The organism is Desulfovibrio subterraneus, from assembly GCF_013340285.1.
Taxonomy (GTDB): Bacteria; Desulfobacterota; Desulfovibrionia; order Desulfovibrionales; family Desulfovibrionaceae; genus Halodesulfovibrio; species Halodesulfovibrio subterraneus.
Genome location: NZ_BLVO01000013.1, coordinates 1,425,459 through 1,440,654 on the forward strand (window position 1 = coordinate 1,425,459; position 15,196 = coordinate 1,440,654).

15 protein-coding genes are annotated in these 15,196 nt (G+C 55.0%); 12 read left to right on the forward strand and 3 right to left on the reverse strand.

The annotated features are described in order from the left end of the window. Window positions 1-95: 95 nt before the first annotated feature. Both HUV30_RS13520 and HUV30_RS13525 read right to left on the reverse strand, forming a co-directional pair. Window positions 96-1,709 (reverse strand): response regulator, encoded by a 1,614-nt coding sequence (locus HUV30_RS13520; protein WP_174405950.1) that lies wholly within the window; start codon window positions 1,707-1,709, stop codon window positions 96-98. 140 nt (window positions 1,710-1,849) lie between these two features. After that, window positions 1,850-2,593, reverse strand: coding sequence for a M48 family metallopeptidase (locus tag HUV30_RS13525; protein ID WP_174405951.1), 744 nt, complete (start codon window positions 2,591-2,593; stop codon window positions 1,850-1,852). A 138-nt stretch (window positions 2,594-2,731) separates the two neighbouring features. Here HUV30_RS13525 and HUV30_RS13530 point away from each other — a divergent pair, with 138 nt between their 5' ends. From HUV30_RS13530 to dsrP, 7 genes are all read left to right on the forward strand, one after another. After that, on the forward strand, window positions 2,732-3,709 hold the full coding sequence (locus HUV30_RS13530) for a hypothetical protein (protein WP_174405952.1): 978 nt from the start codon (window positions 2,732-2,734) through the stop codon (window positions 3,707-3,709). 323 nt (window positions 3,710-4,032) lie between these two features. Next, a complete protein-coding gene (locus tag HUV30_RS13535; RefSeq protein ID WP_174405953.1) occupies window positions 4,033-4,572 on the forward strand; it encodes an RsbRD N-terminal domain-containing protein in 540 nt (179 codons plus the stop codon). A gap of 19 nt (window positions 4,573-4,591) precedes the next feature. Continuing rightward, complete coding sequence (dsrM, locus tag HUV30_RS13540; protein WP_174405954.1) at window positions 4,592-5,596, forward strand: sulfate reduction electron transfer complex DsrMKJOP subunit DsrM; 1,005 nt, start codon at window positions 4,592-4,594, stop codon at window positions 5,594-5,596. 12 nt (window positions 5,597-5,608) lie between these two features. Next, window positions 5,609-7,216, forward strand: coding sequence for a sulfate reduction electron transfer complex DsrMKJOP subunit DsrK (gene dsrK, locus HUV30_RS13545; RefSeq protein ID WP_174405955.1), 1,608 nt, complete (start codon window positions 5,609-5,611; stop codon window positions 7,214-7,216). Window positions 7,217-7,218: 2 nt separating this feature from the next. Beyond that, window positions 7,219-7,605 (forward strand): sulfate reduction electron transfer complex DsrMKJOP subunit DsrJ, encoded by a 387-nt coding sequence (gene dsrJ, locus HUV30_RS13550; RefSeq protein ID WP_174405956.1) that lies wholly within the window; start codon window positions 7,219-7,221, stop codon window positions 7,603-7,605. Next, complete coding sequence (gene dsrO, locus HUV30_RS13555) at window positions 7,605-8,384, forward strand: sulfate reduction electron transfer complex DsrMKJOP subunit DsrO (RefSeq protein WP_174405957.1); 780 nt, start codon at window positions 7,605-7,607, stop codon at window positions 8,382-8,384. The genes dsrJ and dsrO overlap by 1 nt, the downstream gene beginning before the upstream one ends. 9 nt (window positions 8,385-8,393) lie before the next feature. Continuing rightward, window positions 8,394-9,557, forward strand: coding sequence for a sulfate reduction electron transfer complex DsrMKJOP subunit DsrP (gene dsrP / locus HUV30_RS13560; protein WP_174405958.1), 1,164 nt, complete (start codon window positions 8,394-8,396; stop codon window positions 9,555-9,557). 145 nt (window positions 9,558-9,702) lie between these two features. On the opposite strand, the gene HUV30_RS13565 is transcribed toward dsrP, so the two are convergent. After that, the gene (locus HUV30_RS13565) at window positions 9,703-10,095 is read right to left on the reverse strand and encodes a hypothetical protein (RefSeq protein WP_205245221.1); all 393 of its coding nucleotides are present in this window, start codon (window positions 10,093-10,095) and stop codon (window positions 9,703-9,705) included. A 321-nt stretch (window positions 10,096-10,416) separates the two neighbouring features. Here HUV30_RS13565 and HUV30_RS13570 point away from each other — a divergent pair, with 321 nt between their 5' ends. The 5 genes from HUV30_RS13570 (at window position 10,417) to HUV30_RS13590 (ending at window position 15,170) form a co-directional block, all read left to right on the forward strand. Next, a complete protein-coding gene (locus HUV30_RS13570) occupies window positions 10,417-11,226 on the forward strand; it encodes a phosphate ABC transporter substrate-binding protein (RefSeq protein WP_174405960.1) in 810 nt (269 codons plus the stop codon). A 121-nt stretch (window positions 11,227-11,347) separates the two neighbouring features. Continuing rightward, complete coding sequence (gene pstC, locus HUV30_RS13575; protein ID WP_174405961.1) at window positions 11,348-12,241, forward strand: phosphate ABC transporter permease subunit PstC; 894 nt, start codon at window positions 11,348-11,350, stop codon at window positions 12,239-12,241. A 93-nt stretch (window positions 12,242-12,334) separates the two neighbouring features. Continuing rightward, window positions 12,335-13,207: a phosphate ABC transporter permease PstA gene (gene pstA, locus HUV30_RS13580; protein WP_174406202.1), complete on the forward strand. Its 873-nt coding sequence runs from the start codon at window positions 12,335-12,337 to the stop codon at window positions 13,205-13,207. 87 nt (window positions 13,208-13,294) lie between these two features. Further along, window positions 13,295-14,485 carry a PhoH family protein gene (locus HUV30_RS13585; RefSeq protein ID WP_174405962.1) on the forward strand — a complete coding sequence of 397 codons (1,191 nt, stop codon included), beginning with the start codon at window positions 13,295-13,297 and terminating at the stop codon, window positions 14,483-14,485. A gap of 394 nt (window positions 14,486-14,879) precedes the next feature. Further along, a complete protein-coding gene (locus tag HUV30_RS13590; RefSeq protein WP_174405963.1) occupies window positions 14,880-15,170 on the forward strand; it encodes a late competence development ComFB family protein in 291 nt (96 codons plus the stop codon). The last annotated feature ends 26 nt before the right edge of the window (window positions 15,171-15,196 follow it).

The window sequence follows — 15,196 nt, forward strand, 5'->3', positions numbered from 1 at the left end:
TCTAATGATAAGGGGGAGATGCTTCGGCATCTCCCCCTTTCTTTTGCATAACTATATTGCAGTAAAACTCAGCTGCACTCAGGGCCGAATTTATATTACCGCCATCTACCGTGGTCTATACATTCGGCAAGTTCGTTTAGGGCCACCTGCAACCGGACGCAGGCTTCGGAAACCTCGGAGGAATCTTCAAACGCTGACCGTTCCAGCGCCTCGGCATAATGCTTCACCTTTATCGCTCCAATATTCCCGCCCTCTCCCTTTATCCTGTGCGCCAGTGTCTTCAGGCTCCCGCTATCTCCGCTGGCCTCAAGGGTACCAAGGTCACGCTGGTACGCGGAGATCAACTTCTTCATTTCTCCCAGTATGGCATCTAGTTGCTCCGCCCCTATCCCCATCTCCTGCAACGTGAACTGCACATCAAGAACCGGCAATGCAGACCCATCACTCTCTGCAAAAGCAGCCGTTTCTGCCTGAGGGGCTTCACCTGCTTTGGCCATTCCTATACCTTCTCCCGCGCCCGTTGAATCCGTATGGTCAAAAAACAAAACGGTCTCCGAACCTGCAATATCCACATTTTCAGTATTGCCCCGCATACGCTGCACCAGAGCTTCAACCAACGACAGACCAAGAGGCTTCTGCAACACCCCGGCCATACCTGCTGCATGGCATTTGTCAGCAACGGCAGACACATTGTCAGCGGTCAGTGCAAATAGCGGAACATGCCGGTATCGAGGAAATTTCTTCAGCCGCAGAGCAACCTCATATCCGTTCATACCGGGCATAGATATATCAATGAGCGCCATGCGGTACACCAAACGCTCGGCCATTTCCAGCGCAGTATATCCTGAATTTGCAACAGAAACTGACACGCCGGCACCCTGCAACAACTGCCGGCTCACTTCCGCACTCAAAGGACTGTCATCGACAAGCAGCACGGCTGCTTCCAGATCATTGCGCTGCCCCTCGTCTATATCATCAGAACGGGAAGCTGACGAATCCAACATGGAACTCTCTCCTTTGCTACCATTGTCCCTTCTCGACACCATCGTCCCTAGCAGCGATACTTCATAAAAAAACACGTCCGGCTGTCTCGCCAGACATCCTTCTTTAGTAATCACGCGCAAGGGACCAGCAACGTGTACGCGGAGGATGACAAACAGCATCACAAGTCCAGCCACGGCAAGTATGAGAACAGGAACCAGCACAGTATCACTACCTGCCAGCCTCTGAAACGTGCCTGTACCGGAATCCGGAGGCACCCGCAACGCTTCGGCCAGAAAGAGCATCCTTCCCCTGCACGAAACCCAGAGTCCATGCAGGTCGACATTTACGCCATCCTGCAGCGCCAACGTTTCCAGCAACCTTCCTGCTTCCTGAAGCAATGTATCCGCAGCCTGCAGATGGACACCATTGAACTCAGCGATATAGTGATTCACAAGGTGCAGATAAATCAATCGTTCCGTCCTGTCTGTCACAGCAACGAGATGATCCCCCGACAGCACGACAATATCGAGCAGGGCAGCGCATTTCATTCGGTCAATGCGGGACGTGTCTGCACCAGCGCCAAGTCTTCCGACTTGACGATCACCATTCCATGCCAGCAGCAACGCGCCGAAAAGCAAAAGAAAGACCAAACTAAATGCGATGTTCAGGAATGATCCGAGGGAAAACTGCGTAAAAGAAGTACGCCAGGGAATGAGTCTTTTCATATGGCCGCCTTGCAGAACAAGTTAGCATAACCATATGACATCTACCGTAAAAGAACCATGATTTGGTGAGATGACGGCTATTGAATTACGGATGACAGTGGAGAGCTTCGGACATATCAGGTATACGATCTGGCATGCGATCAGGCATACGCCCAGCCAGGGACGAACTGCCATGCTCCGGCCAGAGCTGCATCAACCCTGCGCGCATCCGGCATGAGTGAATCAAGGTGCAGCCAAAAATCCTTTGAGTGGTTGTGGTGCTTGCAGTGAGCCAGTTCATGAAGGCATACATACCGTGCCATGGGTTCAGGCAAAAGCATCAGCCTGGCATTAAGATTGATCGCATTCCCTACTGAACAACTCCCCCATCGACTTCGCTGCAAGCGTACCCGTACGGCGGAAAGGGTAACCCCCTGTTCTGCAGCCAGTTCGCGCATGAGAGGGACGAGGTAAGCCGAAGCTTGGCGTTTGAGCCATTCTCGCAGAAACTTTTGCACCTTTGCGGATTCATACCTGCCGGAAACAAGCAGAGAATCTCCGTTATCCCGAATGGAAAACGGACGCTGGGAAGGCGCATATTCGATAGATACCTTCCGTCCCGCGGCCCTGAGCATCACAACTTCCGGCAATTCCGGCTCGCAAGCATAGTGCTCGGCGCGATTACGAAACTGATCTGCAACCCGCGCGATCCATTCCCTTTTACGGCTGACTATATCCGGCACCCTCGATATATCGAAAGCTTGCGGAATAATGATAACAAGCCCCTCAAGAGCCGTATACCGCAGGGTAACGCGACGGGCGCGGCTGCTCCGCCTGACAGCATAGACGTAGTCCGGGGTCTGCTCCGCCGCATCCGAACCGGGCATTCCTTCATCTCTTGGCATGGCAACCCCTTTACCCTGAAACGGATACACAGTACAGTACCGCCGAACCCGCTTTTATCATGAGAAATTATGTCCTGAGACGCATCCACAGGCACTCGCCTGACGTGGATCCGCACAGATCAAACGGTGGAGTACTACATGTTCGAGCAGTCCCGGAAGAACAAGGCAGCTTGGGTCCCCGCCTTCATGGCCGTCGCCGGAGTTACGTTTTCCACTCTTCAGGCTTTGGGAAAGGCAGACGCTTTTTGCATCACCACAGGCTGCGAACTTTTCAAGACCATCTCGATACAGGGATACTCCCTGTGGTGGGCGGGAACGCTGTTCTTTTCCTTCATGCTGGTGCTCTGCCTGACCGGACGCCGCGCGCCCGCACTGGCCGTTGCCGGTCTCGCCCTATTCATAGATACTCTGCTCCTCATCTTCATGGCCTTCACGGCACCATGCTTTTCCTGCCTCGTTGTGGCCGTTCTCATAGCCCTTACGTTCATTGCACTCTACCGAGATAACGGCTCCCGCAACCGCAAGCCCAGCCTCCTTCTCATCATCTGGCTCTTCGCATTCTGCCCCAACCTTTTCGGAACAGTTAACGAAACCATGGGTACATGGGCCATAGCAGGCCCCGAACAACCGGACATGCAGGTATTCTTCTCGCCCAGCTGTCCGGTATGTCTGGCAACCATAGAACGGTTCGCCTCTAATCCGGACGCAAATATCGCCTTCTTCCCCGTTGCCGAGCAGGAGAGCGACGTCAACACCGTTGCCCGCATCAGCAATTACATGAACGAAGGCACCTCATTCTTCGTCGCATTCAAGCGTGCTGTGCGCGACACCTCTTCCGGCAATGCTTCCCCTTCCCTTTCCCTTCGCTGGGACCTCTTCCGCAACAAAGCGCGGCTCGGCACACTCGGAGTTACGAAAATTCCCGTACTCATTACGAACGGAGTTCCGCAATCCCTGCTTGCACCGGCGCAGCAGCCGGGCACAGCGTTTACTCCGGCACCCGACGCCCCCCGACAGTACCCCACAACACAGCCAACCATGCCGAATATTGATCAATTTTCAGGATGTGACGGAGAGGCAGCCGCCCCCTGCCCCGACCAGACGCCTGCCCATTAGTAGTTTTTCTTTTAAGATCAAGCAGATGGAATAGGTTGAGTGACCACTCAGAATAATCTGAATTTGTTGACCTTTTTCCTGATTCAGACTATGTGAAAAAAATCATTTTTGCGGACCCTGTCCTCGCGCTGTCAATGCGGTCTAAAAAGGTGTTCCCATTGGTGTTTTCATTTGGACAATGCACTGAAAACGCCGTATAGGGGGCCCGAGATTGAACGTTGCGGTGCCTTACGTTGCGCATTCAGTCACAATGGCAACGCCAACCGCAACGGAACTGATTCTCTGTTCTGAACCATTGAGCACCTCAACAATCGATTTCACTGATGAGCATATCGGCCAGTCTGCAGGAACATCGCGAAGCGATCATCAAGGAATGGATAGACGTCATATACGGCACCTATCCCTTTGACACTGTTGGTTTTCTGAGAAGTCAGTCCAACGCATTTTCCAACCCTGTCGGAGCAAAGACCAGAAAAGCTGCGGAGACCATTGTCACCGCACTGCTCTCGCCTGAGCTCGACTCCGCAGTTGTGGTTCCGGCTGTTGACGAACTCATTCGCGTCCGCGCCATTCAGAAGTTCGCACCCGACCAGGCGATGGCCGTCATATTTTTCCTCAAATCCATCATCCGTAAACACGTCAAGGCGGCACTGACTTCCACGGCAGCATACGAAGAGTTGCTGCGACTGGAAGCAGGAGTCGACTCAATCGCCTTGCAGGGATTTAACATCTACAGCGAATGCCGAGATAAAGTTCAGCAAATGCGCGTTGACGAATTCAAGCGTGTGCACTCACAGCTCCTACGCAGAGCTGAGCGTATATTGGAAAAACCGGTTGGGGAACCGGATAACGAAAACCGATAGCCTAGCAGCGAGGTACGGAATGATTATTTCACTTCTCGCGGTCACAGCATTGGGAGTCATGGCTTGGATGGGAGCCCAGATGGGTCTCCAGTACGTCTTTGCAGCATGCATTCCCTACACTGCTTTGATCGTCTTCCTGATCGGGTTTGCTTGGCGGATTATGGACTGGGCCCGTCGCCCTGTTCCGTTCCGCATCCCGACCACCGGAGGCCAGCAAAAGTCTCTGCCCTGGATCAAGCCCGCATCTCTGGACAACCCGTCTGACAAGACCGGCGTTGTCATCCGTATGATTCTTGAAGTGTTGCTGTTCAGATCCCTGTTCAGAAACACCAAAATGACCATTGAAAACGGTGACCGTGTTGTCTACTGGTCCAGCAAGTATCTGTGGTTGTTTGCACTTATTTTCCACTACTGTTTCCTGATCATTTTCATCCGCCACTTCCGTTTCTTCATGGAGCCTGTTCCGTTCCTGATCGGCGCCATAGAGACTCTGGACGGCATAATGCAGATTGGTGTTCCCCGCCTGTTCATGACGGACGCGCTTATCGTCCTGGCTCTCTGCTACCTGCTCGGTCGCAGACTTTTCGACCAGAAGGTGAAGTACATTTCGCTTATCAACGACTACTTCCCCCTCTGCCTCATCCTCGGCCTCGTGGGCAGCGGCATTTCCATGCGCTACTTCACCAAGGTTGACATCGCCTCCGTGAAGACCTTCACCATGAGCCTCGTCAGCCTCAGCCCCGATACCGCCGCACTGGCCAATATCGGAGCCCCCTTCCTGATTCATATGTTCTTCCTGTCGGTGCTTCTCATGTACTTCCCCTTCAGCAAACTCATGCACATGGGTGGCGTATTCCTGAGCCCGACCAGAAACCTTCCCAACGACTCCCGAGTAAAGCTCCACGTCAACCCGTGGAACCCTGCGAAGGAATACCGTACGTACGAAGAGTACGAAGACGAGTTCAGGGATGCTATGTATGAAGCGGGTCTCCCTGTTGTTAAACTGCCGGAAGACGCAGAGTAATAAGGAGCAGCCATGTCAATGCCTACCCCTGAAGAGTTGATTAAGATCAACTACAATACCCCGGCCGAGTCCTGGATGGACATCAAGCCGGAAATAGTTCCCGGTGCTGTTGCCTATCCTGCCAAGAAGGACACCATGGAAGGGCTGCATATGCCCAACCCCCATACATGGGACCCCTTCCAGGAAGACTGGAACCTGCCGGAAAACTGGGAAGAAATCATCTATAACGGCCTGAAGGAACGTCTTGAAAAGTACCGCTCCTTCAAGCTTTTCATGGACATCTGTGTCCGCTGTGGTGCCTGTGCCGACAAGTGTCACTACTACATCGGCTCCGGTGACCCCAAGAACATGCCCGTTCTGCGCGCTGAACTGCTGCGCTCCGTATACCGCAAGGACTTCACCACTGCAGGCAAGATTCTCGGCAAGCTCGCAGGTGCCCGCAAGCTGGACAAGGAAGTCATCAAGGAGTGGTTCTACTACTTCTACCAGTGTACTGAATGCCGCCGCTGTTCGCTGTTCTGCCCTTACGGCATCGACACCGCAGAAGTGACCATGATGGCGCGCGAGCTGCTGCACGAACTCGGCCTTGGTCTGCACTGGATCATGGACCCCGTCAGCAACTGTAACCGCACCGGTAACCACCTTGGCATCACCCCCCACGCCTTCAAGGAAATCGTGGAATTCCTGTGTGATGACATTGAAGACATAACCGGCGTACGCATCAACCCGCCCTTCAACGAGCCCGGCCACGAAGTGCTGTTCATCACCCCCTCCGGCGACGCTTTCGCCGATCCGGGTATCTACACCTTCATGGGCTACCTGATGCTCTTTGAAGAAATCGGGCTGGACTACACCCTGTCCACCTACGCATCAGAAGGCGGCAACTTCGGCCTCTTCACCTCCTCCAAGGTGATGAAGAAGCTGAACGCCAAGATGTATGCCGAAGCCGAACGCCTCGGTTCCAAGTGGATTCTGGGCGGCGAATGCGGCCACATGTGGCGCGTCATCAACCAGTACATGTCCACCATGAACGGTCCTGCTCCGTCCTGCATGGAAACCCCGGTCAGTCCCATCACGGGCACCGTGTTCCACAATGCAGCCGAAACCAAGATGGTGCACATCGCCGAGTTCACTGCTGACCTTATCAAGCATGACAAGCTGCGCCTTGATCCGTCCCGTAACGACCACCTGAACGTGACCTTCCACGACTCCTGCAACCCGGCCCGCGCCATGGGTCTGCTTGAAGAGCCGCGTGAAGTCCTCAAGGCGGTCTGTAACAACTTCTACGAAATGCCCGAGAACACCATTCGCGAGCAGACCTTCTGCTGCGGTGCCGGTTCCGGTCTTAACACCGACGAAATCATGGAAATCCGCATGCGCGGTGCTCTGCCCCGCGGCAACGCCCTGCGCTATGTGCAGGAAAAGCACGGTGTCAACACCATGGCCTGCATCTGCGCCATCGACCGCGCAACGCTGCCCCCGCTTGCCGACTACTGGGCACCCGGCGTCAGCATCTACGGTACCCATGAACTTGTCGCCAACGCCCTTGTCATGAAGGGTGAGAAGAAGCGTACCATGGACCTCAGGCAGAATGACCTGCCCGGGATGGAGGATGAATAACGATGTATAATACCAAGTACGTTCTCCCCGGTCTGCTGATCTTCCTGGCACTGTTCACCTCTCCCTTCTGGGCTGGCAAGGTTTTCGGCACCGCTTCTTATGAGCGTCCGAAACTGGCTCTGCCCGCTGGCGAAAAGGAGTGCATCGAGCCGGTGGAGTACATGCGCACCGAACATATGCAGATTCTGGACACATGGCGCGATCAGGCCCTGCGCGAAGGCAAGCGTACCTACGTTGCCTCCAACGGCAAGGTTTGGAACATCAGCCTGCAGAACACCTGTATGAAGTGCCATACCAACAAGGCTGAGTTCTGTGACAAGTGCCACACCTCCAATAGCGTGACCCCCTACTGTTGGGACTGTCATGTTGAGCCGAAGGGGAATCGATAATGAAACGTAGCAGAAGACAATTCCTCAAGGTTGCCAGCCTTTCTGTTCTGGGTCTGAGCACCCACCTTGCCACTGGCGGCATTGTCAATGCCGCGCAGCAGGGTGAGCAGTACCTGCCCAATGAGCACGGCCTGAAGGCCGGTCGCTGGGCAATGGTCATCGATACCCGTGCCTTTGAAACACCTGCGGACTTTGAAGCCTGCGTAACTGCATGCCACAAGGTTCACAACGTTCCTCATATTCCCAATCATCAGGATATCAAGTGGTTGTGGACCGACAAGTACGAACACGTTTTCCCCGAGCAGAGCAACAATCACATGTCTGAAGCTCTGGAAAAGCGCGACTTCCTCGTACTGTGCAACCACTGCGAGAATCCGCCCTGTGTCCGCGTATGCCCCACCAAGGCGACCTACAAGCGCCCTGACGGCATCGTTGCCATGGACTACCACCGCTGCATCGGCTGTCGCTTCTGCATGGCCGGCTGCCCCTACGGTGCGCGCTCCTTCAACTTCTCCGATCCCCGCAAGCATCTGGATATGGCAGAGGTCAATCCGGAGTTCCCGACCCGTATGATCGGCGTTGTTGAAAAGTGTAACTTCTGCGTGGAAAGGCTTGCTCAGGGACTTATGCCTGCCTGCGTCGAGGCTGCGGAAGGCAAAATCGTTTTCGGCGATCTCAACGACCCCGAGTCCGAGGTCCGCAAGGTTCTGGCCGAGAACTTCACCATCCGCCGCAAACCCGCTGTCGGTACACAGCCCGGCGTGTACTACATCATTTAGGAGGCGGACATGATTGAAAAAGTATTGAAAGGCTCTCCCAAGTTCTATGTTTGGCTCGTCTTCCTTGGCAGCCTCATAGGCCTCGGTGCCTTCACCTATCTGTTCCAGATGAAGTACGGCCTGTCCATCACCGGCATGAGCCGCGACGTATCGTGGGGCTTCTACATCGCCCAGTTCACCTATCTGGTCGGTGTGGCCGCATCCGCAGTTATGCTGGTGCTGCCCGCGTACTTCCACCACTACAAAAAGTTCAAGAAGATGATCATCTTCGGTGAATTCATGGCCATCGGCGCTGTTCTGATGTGCATGCTCTTCATCGTTGCCGACATGGGCCAGCCCCAGCGCATGCTCAACGTTATGCTCCACCCCACCCCGAACTCCGTCATGTTCTACGACATGATGGTTCTGATGGGCTACCTGGTGCTTAACGCCGTCATCGGCTGGACCACCCTTGAGTGTGAGCGCCATCAGGTTGAACCGCCGAAGTGGATCAAGCCCTTGATCTACCTGTCCATCTTCTGGGCATTCAGCATTCACACCGTTACGGCGTTCCTGTACTCCGGTCTGCCCGGCCGTCACTACTTCCTGACCGCCATCATGGCTGCCCGCTTCCTGAGCTCTGCATTCTGTGCCGGTCCTTCCATCCTGCTGCTGCTTCTCTTCGTGGTACGCAAGATGACCGGATTCAACCCCGGCAAGGAAGCTGTTCAGACCCTGACCAAGATCATCACCTACGCCATGGGCATCAACGTGTTCTTCTTCCTGCTGGAAGTGTTCACGGCCTTCTACAGCGGTGTTCCCGGTCACGCACACCCCATCGCCTACCTCTTCTCCGGTCATGGCGGTCATGTGGACTGGATTACCGGCTTTATGTGGGTAGGTGCCATTCTGGCCATTCTCAGCCTTGCGCTGCTCATTCCCCCGAGCCTGCGTGACAACGAGAAGCTGCTGCCCTGGTCTCTGGCCATCCTTGTTACCGCAACCTGGATTGACAAGGGCCTCGGTCTGATCATCGGCGGTTTCACACCGAACCCGTTCGAGAAGTACACGGTGTACACCCCCACCGTTCCCGAACTGCTGATCTCCCTCGGCATCTTCGCAACCGGTCTCTTCGTAGTATCCATACTCTGGAAGATCGCGCTGGATGTTAAGAAGGAAGCCGGCACCTTCTAAGCCGACGCTGCAACTCGCTGTATAGTATAACGGGGCCTGTCCATTTCGGACAGGCCCCGTTTCTTTATTGCCACCACACCGTGGTCCATAAAAAAAGCCCGCCTCCTGTTCGGAAACGGGCTGTGCATTCATCTATACGGCTGAGCTATACGGTCACCTGCAGCATGGGGTCCTGCCGTGTGTATGCGGCTTCTGTCTGCTGGTAGGCAGCGGCCCCCATACGGCGCATCCATTGCGATTCCGGAGCTCCTTCAAGCTGCGTGGAAGCGGATATCTGCCTGCGCAGACCGGTAGTTTCCAGATCAGGCACATAGGTATCACGCAAGGTGGACCGTGCTTGCGACATCACGTCGCCGGAACTGGCCTCCTCTTCCGTTTCATACCGTACGCCGAACTTGCCGAGCTTGAACCCTACTGAAGATTGGGAACGGGCCTGCTGCGCCGCAGCGACTGCTTCCAGCCGCTCGGTTGCCGCCGCCCGCGCATAGGCTTCAAAGCCCCGCGCGCTACTTACTCCGCCCACTTCCATCTTCAGCATCCTTGATTGCATTGCTCGCAGGAACAAAGGGGTCCACTCCTGCAGATACCCACAATACAACCGCGTATTTTCAAACGCAACCCTGTTATTTCAGCCGCCACACAAATTCTGTCATCCAAGGCGTACCATTCAGAAACAGCACATCAACTTACTATTTTAAATACAATCAATACAGCATGTTAATAAGAAACATCACACGTAACAAAGATGTATCTGCCGCGACACCTTTCTGTAACACGGCGCACTTAGTTTCCCCTCATCGCAAGACCACAACGGCCTGCGACTCAACCACTACGGTAAACAAATCTGGAGGATAACCAAATGCGTTTCAAGTCTCTCGCTATTGTGGCCGCTCTGGTTCTCGGTCTCGCCAGCTCTGCTTTTGCAGGCGAAAAAGTAACCATCAAGGGTTCCACCACCGTTCTGCCCATCATGCAGAGGGCTGTTGAAGCCTTCATGAAGAAGCACCCCGATGTAACAATCGAAGTTTCCGGTGGCGGTTCTTCCAACGGCATCAAAGCGCTGCTTGACGGTACTACCGACATCGCCATGGCCTCCCGCCAGATGAAGGACAAGGAAGTTGCCCTTGCTTCTGAAAAGGGTATCAAGGCCACCGAAATCGTCATCGCTTTTGACGCAGTTGTTCCGATCGTCAACCCCGCCAACCCCGTAGCCAACCTGACTGCCGACCAGCTCAAGGGCATCTACGAAGGCAAGATCACCAACTGGAAGGAAGTGGGCGGTAATGATGCCCCCATCGTAGTCATCTCCCGCGACACCTCTTCCGGCACCTACGAAACCTGGGAAGGCAAGATCATGAAGGGTGCACGCGTGTTCCCCGGCGCCCTGCTGCAGGCTTCTTCCGGCGCCGTTCTGCAGGCCGTTTCCAAGAACCCCAAGGCCATTGCCTATGACGGCCTCGGCTATGTGAACGACTCCGTACACGCCGTAAAGGTTGACGGCGTTGCCGGTTCCGCAGAATCCGCCAAGAGCAACACCTACAAGATTGCCCGCTCCCTGCAGATTTACGTAAACGGTGAACCCGCAGGCCCCACCAAGGCTCTGGTCGAGTTCATCCTTTCTCCCGAAGGTCAGAAGATCGTAGAAGAAACCGGCTTCATCAAGATGTAGTTCATCACGGCCCGTCCGTGCTGAATTCCGATAGATACAAGCACGCCTCCCTCCGGAATATCGGGGGGAGGCATATCGCATAGAACCGACCGACGCCAAAAGATTTTCCGGGGATCAACACATGCTCATTAGCCGCCGCACCAAAGACGACATCATCCATGGCACCTTCTTCGCCATTGCTGCCAGCTGCGTTCTGGTGCTGTTTCTCATCATGCTGTTCCTCTTCATTGAGGGGCTTCCCATATTCAAGGTCATATCCGTTTCGGACTTCGTGTTCGGCACGGCGTGGTACCCCACTGACGACCCTGCCGACTTCGGCATTCTGCCCATGATTGCGGCCTCGTTCTCCGTTACCCTGCTTTCGTCGCTGCTGGCCATTCCGCTCGGTATCATGACCGCCATATACCTTGCGGAAATCGCGTCTCCCAAAATGCGCAGCATCGTCAAACCGTTCGTGGAAATGCTGCAGGCGCTGCCCTCCGTTGTCATAGGCTTCTTCGGCATGGTTGTGGTCGCCCCTCTGCTGCAGGAATGGTTCGACCTGCCCACCGGTCTCAACATGTTCAACGCATCCATCATGCTCGCCTTCATGGCTGTGCCGACCATCACCTCCATATCCGAAGACGCCATCTACAGCGTGCCCAATGAAATGCGCGAAGCCTCGCTGGCTCTCGGCGCCACCAAGTGGCAGACCATTGCCAAAGTGGTGCTGCCTGCCTCGCTCACGGGCATAAGCACGGCAGTCATTCTGGGCATGGCCCGTTCCATAGGCGAAACCATGGTTGTTCTCATGGTAGCAGGCGGTGCCGCCATGATTCCCACCTCCATATTCAATCCGGTGCGCCCCATGCCTGCCTCCATTGCTGCAGAAATGGCCGAAGCGCCCTTCCAGAGCGACCATTACTACGCCCTGTTCGCCACCGGCATGGTGCTCTTTCTCTTCACTCTCATGTTCAACATCCTTGCCGCCTACTTTGCGGAAAAGAAGAAGCAGGTCGGCGTGGCCACCCTGTAGAGCAGGCCGCAGAAGACACTACGGAGAACAACCATGAGCCAGCTGGCACACCCCTTCACCGGAAGCACCCACATGGAAACCACATACAATTCAATGCCGCAGGATCAGGGCTACCTCAAACGCAGGCTGCCCATTCAGACAATCATGTTCACCCTGTTCAAGGGCAGCGTCGTCATCAACGCAATGGCACTGGCCATTATCTGCGGATTTGTGCTGTGGTACGGCCTGCCCGCCATATCATGGGAATTTCTGCTGGCACACCCGCGCGAGGCCATGACCGAGGGCGGCATATTCCCCTGCATCATCGGCACAATCGCCCTTTCATACGGGTCAATGCTCATTGCCCTGCCGTGGGGCGTGGCAACCGCCATCTACCTGAATGAATACGCCAAGCCAGGCCCGCTGGTGCACGCCATACGCCTTGCCATAAACAACCTTGCCGGTGTGCCTTCCGTGGTATTCGGCCTCTTCGGCCTGTCTTTCTTCGTCACGGTCATGGGCATGGGCGTTTCGCTGCTTGCGGGCATGTGCACCCTTGCCGCCCTTACCCTGCCCCTTATCATCGGTGCAACGGAAGAAGCCCTGCGCAGCGTATCCCCCACCTATCGCGAAGCATCTCTCGGCCTTGGTGCCACCAAGTGGCAGACCATCTCCAAGGTTGTGCTGCCTGCAGCAACCCCCGGCATTCTTACCGGTGCCATTCTCGCCATCGGCCGCGCTGCCGGAGAAACGGCAGCCATCATGTTTACCGCCGCCATGTTCTTTTCACCCAAACTTCCCTCTTCCGTATTCGACAGTGTCATGGCTTTGCCGTATCATATTTATGTACTGGCAACCGCAGGCACGGAGATTGAAAAGACCCGTCCTCTGCAATACGGAACAGCCCTTGTGCTCATTGCTCTTGTTCTGGGCATGAACCTCATGGCCATCATCATCCGGGCCCGTCTGCAAAGGAAACTCCGCTAGCCTGCGCCTGCGTTCCGAGGACTCTGCGGCGGTCCGGCGCACTGCGGGACCGCCGCATGCAATACACCTCAACCCCAAGGGGTTTGCATGGGCAGGAAAAACTTCGTACTCGACACCAACGTCCTCATCGAAAATCCAGACTGCATCCACAACCTGCGGAACGGTGAAGAGAACAACATCTTCATCCCCTACCATGTCCTCATCGAACTGAATTCCCTCAAAACCAACCCCCGGCTCCGCCACATTGTCTCCCGCGTGGTGGACACCCTTCTCGCCAACAAGGAAATCATCCAGTTCATCCGCAACGATTCCAGCATCTCCCGCTTCACCGAAGAAGTGGTGGACAACTTCATCCTGCGCGAAATCAATGCCGCGCACATCGATTCCCCCATCCTCGTCACCAATGACAAGATCCTCCGCCTGCAGGCCGGACTTTCCGGCATAGACAGCGAAGAACTGCGCGATTCGCGCCCCTTCGAATCCGACTCACAGCGATACACCGGCTTTCTTGAAGCCGCTGAACCACGCGTGGACAATTCCTTCACATGGCATGAAGGCAAACCCATGTTCCATGGTGCTGAAGGTGATGAGCTCATCACCTACCAGATGAATGTCTGGAACGTGAAACCGCGCAATGTGTACCAGAATCTGGCGCTCATGCTCATGCAGCGCGACGGCATTGACCTTGTCTCCATCCAGTCCGAGGCGGGCTACGGCAAAACCTATCTGGCACTTGCCTCGGCCCTGTATCTTGCGCTCGAACGCAAGCAGTATGAAAAAATCTATGTGGTGAAACCGCTCATAGAGCTCGGAACAAAGATGGGCTATCTGCCAGGCGACGTGCGGGAAAAGATGGAACCCTACGTCAAATACATTCAGGACCTGCTGGTTAAACTACATATAAGCCGCCCTGCAAACCGCATTTTCGCCAACCCGGGCGAAGAGATGCTGCGCTACAACCCCAAGCGGTTCGAAATTCTGCCTCTGGCCTACATACGGGGCATGAACATCGAAAACGCCATAGTGATCGTAGATGAAACGCAGAACCTGTCCAGAAACGAAATGCGCGCCCTGCTCACCCGCATGGGAGAAAACGTGAAGTGCTTCTGCCTCGGCGACACCCGACAAGTGGACAATCCATACCTCAACGACTCCAACAACGGACTCAACTGGATTGTCCGCAAGCTGAAGGGATTTTCCGGATACGCGCACATGGTGCTTAAGGGCGACCGTTCACGCGGCCCCATTACCGACATGGTTCTCCGCGCCAAACTGTAGCTGCTTTCCACACCAACAATAAAACCCTCCGGACCTGATCGGAGGGTTTTTTCTTGCCATATTATTAGATTTTGCTATATGCAATATACAAGAATTATATCGCGTTCACCACAGCGGATACTTCCCGTCGATTCACGGAGCAGCACAAGGCATGAAGAAACCTTCCCCCTTCGACCATGCACCTCCCGCCACGCCTCCCAGTGGTTCAGCTGCTCCCCGTCGGGATCATGAAGAGTGAAGCCCTGCCGCCCCCGCTATGGCAGGGCTTCACCTCCCTTCAATCATACAACAGGGCGTATCTGCTGCCATAACAGGTTATCATTCACCTCTTGCCCCTTCGCAGTAATGCTTGCTATAGCCAAGTACCGACTTACTACACGGCTACGGAGGGAGCATGTCTGAAAAAAAGGACAAGTACCACATCGGCACCATCAATGTTTCTGAAATCCGCAACCGCAATGAGGTTCGGGTCATCAAGATGATACAGAAGGTCATGTCCGAACCGCCCGGGTACCAGCCTGATGAACTGTCTCTACAGGACATTTATGCGCTGGCACTGAACTCGCTGCCCCCGCGTTACACGCAGGCGGGAACCATAGTTCTGCGCGACCCTGTGAAGGATGAAGACGTACTTGCGGCTGTCCGCAAGGCGTTTGCCATTGTCGTGCAGAACCCCAAATACTGATCAAGTCTTCCAATGCAGGCGTTTCG

Bases quoted from the DNA above. Each gene is read 5' to 3' on its own strand.
- HUV30_RS13520 (WP_174405950.1), bottom strand. From the start codon at position 1,709: ATGAAAAGACTCATTCCCTGGCGTACTTCTTTTACGCAGTTTTCCCTC.
- HUV30_RS13525 (WP_174405951.1), bottom strand. From the start codon at position 2,593: ATGCCAAGAGATGAAGGAATGCCCGGTTCGGATGCGGCGGAGCAGACC.
- HUV30_RS13530 (WP_174405952.1), top strand. From the start codon at position 2,732: ATGTTCGAGCAGTCCCGGAAGAACAAGGCAGCTTGGGTCCCCGCCTTC.
- HUV30_RS13535 (WP_174405953.1), top strand. From the start codon at position 4,033: ATGAGCATATCGGCCAGTCTGCAGGAACATCGCGAAGCGATCATCAAG.
- dsrM (WP_174405954.1), top strand. From the start codon at position 4,592: ATGATTATTTCACTTCTCGCGGTCACAGCATTGGGAGTCATGGCTTGG.
- dsrK (WP_174405955.1), top strand. From the start codon at position 5,609: ATGTCAATGCCTACCCCTGAAGAGTTGATTAAGATCAACTACAATACC.
- dsrJ (WP_174405956.1), top strand. From the start codon at position 7,219: ATGTATAATACCAAGTACGTTCTCCCCGGTCTGCTGATCTTCCTGGCA.
- dsrO (WP_174405957.1), top strand. From the start codon at position 7,605: ATGAAACGTAGCAGAAGACAATTCCTCAAGGTTGCCAGCCTTTCTGTT.
- dsrP (WP_174405958.1), top strand. From the start codon at position 8,394: ATGATTGAAAAAGTATTGAAAGGCTCTCCCAAGTTCTATGTTTGGCTC.
- HUV30_RS13565 (WP_205245221.1), bottom strand. From the start codon at position 10,095: ATGCTGAAGATGGAAGTGGGCGGAGTAAGTAGCGCGCGGGGCTTTGAA.
- HUV30_RS13570 (WP_174405960.1), top strand. From the start codon at position 10,417: ATGCGTTTCAAGTCTCTCGCTATTGTGGCCGCTCTGGTTCTCGGTCTC.
- pstC (WP_174405961.1), top strand. From the start codon at position 11,348: ATGCTCATTAGCCGCCGCACCAAAGACGACATCATCCATGGCACCTTC.
- pstA (WP_174406202.1), top strand. From the start codon at position 12,335: ATGCCGCAGGATCAGGGCTACCTCAAACGCAGGCTGCCCATTCAGACA.
- HUV30_RS13585 (WP_174405962.1), top strand. From the start codon at position 13,295: ATGGGCAGGAAAAACTTCGTACTCGACACCAACGTCCTCATCGAAAAT.
- HUV30_RS13590 (WP_174405963.1), top strand. From the start codon at position 14,880: ATGTCTGAAAAAAAGGACAAGTACCACATCGGCACCATCAATGTTTCT.